The organism is Mesorhizobium sp. M7A.F.Ca.CA.002.04.1.1 (assembly GCF_004022805.1).
GTDB classification, from domain to species: Bacteria; Pseudomonadota; Alphaproteobacteria; order Rhizobiales; family Rhizobiaceae; genus Mesorhizobium; species Mesorhizobium ciceri.
This window is the reverse complement of record NZ_RZPL01000421.1, coordinates 1-4,993: the sequence shown is the minus strand read 5'-3', so window position 1 is coordinate 4,993 and position 4,993 is coordinate 1. Positions and strand designations below refer to the sequence as shown.

Below are 4,993 nucleotides of genomic sequence, written 5' to 3'. Positions count from 1 at the left end.
CTCCCGCCCTTAGCTTGATCGAGGCTAACCTTTAACACGTCGCCGCCAATGGCAAATGCCGGAGTACCTGATGATAGCAGCAATTGGGAGTGGAGTTGGCAACCTCGGGACTTCCTTGATCCGAAAGGGCCATGGGGATTCGAAATCCGAGCATTCTGGTGATGGCAAGCCGGCTGATGGCAATGATGGCAAGCCAGCTGGTGGGAATGATGGCAAGGCAGCTGGCGGGAACGATCGGGCGGATAACCGGACCGTTTCAAATGATCAACTTCAAGACAACTCACAGTCTGCAGCACAAAGTGAAGCCTTCCAAAGTATCCTGCGATCGTTCGCGTTCCAATTCGCGAACGATGCGATGGCTGAGGCCGATGAAGCTTTGGATGACACAGAAGATGCCTGACGCGGGAAATCCGGCGTGAGGTCATACAGGCCGTTATTGACGGCACAACTCCAACAGAAAAAGGAATGATCATGGCTGCAGTTGATAATAATAAAAAATCAGGCAATACCAATACCAGTAGCGCCGGCAATACCGATAAAACTAACAGTGGCACTCCCGGCAATACAAGCGGAGCTGATGCTACTGCTTTTCAGGCGCAAGTGCAGGAACTAACCAATGTTAGCTTGGAGGCGACGAAAAGGAGTGTCCAGTTGCGCACTCTAACGACCAATCTCCAGACCATCAAGAAGGCCGCCGACGAACGCGTTTCGTAATGTCGGAAGCGGGTTTTAGACTGCCCCCTAGCGCGTCTCCTTATTGACGCGACGTAGTCCCGAAATGAGCCGCATGGCAATTGCCATGCGGCTTCTATCCTGTTTGAGAGATGCTCTGTGGATGACGCCGTTTCCCTCCGTTTCGAAGTGCGTTCGGGGCACTATTGCGGTCTGACCGGCAAGACGGATCTTCAAAAGTGTTTAATCGGCAGCGGCTTCGATGCCGATTTGGTCTTTGTCGAGCAGGGACTGGCACCGCATCACCTTCGTGTAACTCTTCTTGGCAAGTCGATCGAACTGGAGGCGCTTGCACCCGGACTCAGTATCGAGGGCAACCGGAATATCGCCGCAGGCCAGTCCGTTGTTGTGCCCCTTCCTGTCGTCCTGCTCGTAGGCGAGATGTCCATTGCTTTGTCCGTGCAGGATGCAGAGCCGCCTGGTTCGACCGGCATACCGCGCCTACCGATCGGTGTGCTCGCCATGGTCATAATCAGCTCACTCGGGATCGGCGCGCTTTCAGGCACGATCTCCTATCTTGGCAATGCAAGTGGATCGAGCCCCAATTCACTTCGGGCTGAAGTCGCGTCCAGAACGATCAGTCACCGCGCTGACAATGAACTTACGGAGGCAGCGGCCCAAGAGCTGCAGGAGGAAGTCGATCGAGCGGGTCTTCTCGACGTCAAGATTGGGTCGGCAAAGGGTGTTGTGACCGCCGAAGGCACCGTCACGTCTGAATCGGTCATCAGTTGGCAGAAGCTTCAGCAATCGTTCGATCGTCGCACCAAGGGTACTCTAACACTGGTGAACGGAGTGCTCATCAAAGAGGAGAAGGCGCCATCCGCAATCGCGGTCGAAGCTGTGTGGCATGGGGTCCAACCATATATTGTCATCGACAGCGAGAAGTATTTTGTCGGCGCCATTTTGGCTGATGGATGGGTGGTCGAACGTATTGAGGACAGCCGTGTGCTGCTGAGCAGGAATGGCCGCATTGCTGCTCTCCAATATTGAAAGCTCGCAGGCCCCATCAAGCAGCACTCTATGGCCAGCCAAACATCCTGTCGCGCTCGGTGCTGACAAGCTGGCTGCGTTGGAAACATTTGCTGCCCAGCCATTTCGCGCCTGCTTGTGGCTCTCATGCAGGGTCACGCGCTGGCCAAGGCTGAGGCGCCTTCGGAGTTCGAAAGCCACGTTTCATGGCGTAACAGCAGAGTAAGTCTCAACCGATTGCAAAGGTGTCTCGATGGCCAACGTCCTGCGTGACTTCATCAAGCGTGCGCCGGCCAGCCCGGATTTAATGGTTGCGTTGATGCTGCTTCTGGCTGTCGCGATGATGGTCATGCCTATCCCGGTCGTGGTGGTCGACGCCCTGATAGGATTCAATATGGGGTTGGCCATACTGCTGATGATGGTTGCCCTGTATGTCAGTACTCCACTTGATTTTTCCTCTTTGCCCGGCGTTATTTTGATTTCCACTGTATTCCGTCTCGCGCTCACGGTCGCAACGACGCGACTGATCCTGGCCGAGGGGGAGGCCGGCAGCATTATTCATACTTTTGGCGATTTCGTCATTTCAGGCAATATCGTGGTGGGTTTCGTCATATTTCTGGTCGTCACCATGGTGCAATTCATGGTCCTCGCGAAGGGTGCCGAACGGGTGGCAGAAGTGGCGGCGCGTTTCACGCTGGATGCTCTGCCGGGCAAGCAAATGGCGGTCGACGCAGAGCTACGCAACGGCCACATCGATGCCAACGAATCCCGCCGGCGGCGCGCCGAATTGGAGAAGGAAAGCCAACTCTATGGCGCGATGGACGGCGCGATGAAATTTGTGAAGGGCGATTCCATCGCCGGGCTGGTGGTTATCTGCATCAACATGCTGGGTGGAATTTCGATCGGCCTGCTCTCCAAGGGCATGTCCTTCGGCGAGGTACTGCATCACTACACTCTGCTGACGATAGGCGATGCATTGATATCGCAGATTCCGGCCCTTCTGCTCTCCATTACTGCGGCGACCATCGTCACCCGTGTGACTGGGACGGCGAGGATCAACCTCGGTACAGAAATGGTCAGTCAGCTCACGGCCAGCACTCGAGCCTTGCGACTGGCGGCCGGCGTCCTGGTTGTAATGGGGTTCGTTCCTGGGTTTCCCCTCCCCGTCTTTCTGATGCTGGCCGCAGTGTTCGCTGCGGTAAGCATTGTCAAGGCTGATGTGCTGGGCGCCGGCACTGCCGATGCGAAAGGTGGAACTGCAGCGGAGCCTAAGCAAGCCGCGCCTGCGAAGGAATTCCCGATCGCATTTTTTCTAGCGCCAGATCTTATGCAGGCGGTCGATCAAGCCGAATTGCAAAAACATATTGGGCGCGTTTCGCTCCTGGTCACAGCCGATCTGGGCATTATCGTTCCTCGCATCCCTGTCTTGGTTGACGAGCAGCTGCCTGAATCGCAATTCCGAATTGATGTCGAGGGCGTGCCAGTCGAACAGGACGCCTTAGATCCAAACCAGATGGCGCTCCGAGCCGATGTAGCGCACGTCGACTCGAGCGGTGTCCCCCTTAGACGTGAGCCGAAAACGGACAGACTCCCGGTTGAACATACCCCTGCAAAGGCCCTTACGGGCGCCGGCACGGAGCATAGGGCTCCCGGCGAACTCCTCGCCTTGCGCGTCCATGCAGCGTTGACCCGCTACGCACCGCGATTGGTGGGCATCCAAGAGACCCGACATTTCCTGGGCCGAATGGAGCAGGAATATTCTGAGCTTGTGAAAGAGGTGCTACGCACGACGCCGATTCCTCGGATTGCCGATGTTCTGCGCCGCCTCCTGGAGGAAGGTATCCCAATCCGCCACACCCGTCTCGTGTTGGAGGCATTGGCCGAATGGAGCGAGCGTGAGCAGAACGTTGCCCTGCTGACGGAATATGTCCGTTCTGGTTTGAAGCGACAGATCTGCCACCGCCATGCCAACACGGAGGGCATCGTGTCCGCCCTGGTCGTCGAGCGCGAGAGCGAGGATGTGATGCGTGGCGCGGTTCGAGATTCGGATGCAGGCCCCTATCTCGCACTGGAGGATCGGCAAAGCGAAGCGATGCTATCACAGATACGTCAGGTCCTTTCGAACGCAGAACCGGGTCAAACCCGCCCTATTCTGTTGACGTCGATGGATGTCCGACGTTTCGTCCGCGGCTTTCTGACGCGAAACGGGGTTGATCTCGCCGTGCTGTCTTATCAAGACCTCGCCTCCGACTTTACAATTCGCCCCGCAGGATCCGTCACACTCCCGCACGGATCGAACAGCGGATTGTTAGAGTAGTCCCACCTTTCCTAACTGAACGCCACGCGCCTCCCCGATAACTGAGAGATAACATGAATAGTAATACAGTTTCTCCATCGCCTATGTTTCTGCGCCGGAACTCACTTCTTTTTGCCGTACTCGCCATTCTGCCTTTGGGCGGTTGCGCCAGCTGGCAAAAGCCGGCTCTTTCCGTGCAGGAGACATCTTCCCCCGAGTTGCTCAGCGCCGATCAAATCGATCCGGCTATGCGCGAACGCATTTTGCGCGAAGTTGGTCAGGATGTTCAAGAGCGGGCTTTGCGGGATGAGGTGAAGCAGCACCCGGACAATGTTGATGCGGCGATACGACTTACAAATGCCTTGGTGGGCCAGAAGCGCCCGCACGAAGCGGTTGAGGTGCTCGACAGCGTCTTGGTTGCAGCCCCAGGAAACGTACGTGCATTGAATGCGAAGGGCGTGATTTTGGACATTGAGGGGCGGCATGACGCGGCACAGGCCCTGTATCGGCGAGCTCTCGAAAACGAGCCAGGCAATCAGATGGTGCAGCATAACTTCAATCTGTCGCTTGCCTTTAACGGCAAGTCCGAACAACCAAGGTTAGCACGATCGCAATAGGTGGGCACAGTGCATGCGCAGCCTGTTCCCCGGCTCGAACACGCGCTCGGCTCCCATCATAGATGGCCCCCTGAAGAGAGCCATATCTATGCAAAACAGTTGCTCCAGATCTGGCCGGCAGAGATCGGCAGGAGAGCCGGATGACATCACGCGGCCACCCGCAAGGCCACCCGCCTCGCTTCGTTGCCAGAGCGCCCTCTCCCTCGCCGGTCACCGTCTCGCAATGCGGCGACCTGGCTTAAGGCGGTCGACCGAGCGCCCGATGCAGTAGCCATGAATACGTAACGCAGCGATGGACCCGCCGGATCGTGTCGCGCTTGTGCTGGCCGTCCCTGCCATTACAGCACGGTGATTGTAGCTGGATCATATTCTAGAGGCA

The 4,993-nt window shown here is 56.9% G+C and carries 5 protein-coding genes; all 5 read left to right on the top strand.

The features are described 5' to 3' along the window. The first annotated feature begins 70 nt into the window (after positions 1–70). The 5 genes from ENZ75_RS20620 to ENZ75_RS20600 all read left to right on the top strand — a co-directional run bounded on the left by ENZ75_RS20620 (position 71) and on the right by ENZ75_RS20600 (position 4,614). Positions 71–400, top strand: coding sequence for a hypothetical protein (locus tag ENZ75_RS20620; RefSeq protein WP_081714433.1), 330 nt, complete (start codon positions 71–73; stop codon positions 398–400). A 71-nt stretch (positions 401–471) separates the two neighbouring features. Further along, positions 472–714 (top strand): nodulation protein NopA, encoded by a 243-nt coding sequence (locus ENZ75_RS35210; protein ID WP_224570034.1) that lies wholly within the window; start codon positions 472–474, stop codon positions 712–714. Between the two features lie 117 nt (positions 715–831). After that, on the top strand, positions 832–1,722 hold the full coding sequence (locus ENZ75_RS20610) for a hypothetical protein (RefSeq protein ID WP_024505382.1): 891 nt from the start codon (positions 832–834) through the stop codon (positions 1,720–1,722). 232 nt (positions 1,723–1,954) lie between these two features. Continuing rightward, a complete protein-coding gene (gene sctV, locus ENZ75_RS20605) occupies positions 1,955–4,018 on the top strand; it encodes a type III secretion system export apparatus subunit SctV (protein ID WP_063169272.1) in 2,064 nt (687 codons plus the stop codon). 53 nt (positions 4,019–4,071) lie between these two features. Then, positions 4,072–4,614, top strand: coding sequence for a tetratricopeptide repeat protein (locus tag ENZ75_RS20600; RefSeq protein WP_082826568.1), 543 nt, complete (start codon positions 4,072–4,074; stop codon positions 4,612–4,614). Positions 4,615–4,993: the final 379 nt, after the last annotated feature.

What these genes read in the sequence shown, in the direction of transcription:
- sctV (WP_063169272.1), top strand. Translation starts at nt 1,955, where the DNA reads ATGGCCAACGTCCTGCGTGACTTCATCAAGCGTGCGCCGGCCAGCCCG.
- ENZ75_RS20600 (WP_082826568.1), top strand. Translation starts at nt 4,072, where the DNA reads ATGAATAGTAATACAGTTTCTCCATCGCCTATGTTTCTGCGCCGGAAC.
- ENZ75_RS35210 (WP_224570034.1), top strand. Translation starts at nt 472, where the DNA reads ATGGCTGCAGTTGATAATAATAAAAAATCAGGCAATACCAATACCAGT.
- ENZ75_RS20620 (WP_081714433.1), top strand. Translation starts at nt 71, where the DNA reads ATGATAGCAGCAATTGGGAGTGGAGTTGGCAACCTCGGGACTTCCTTG.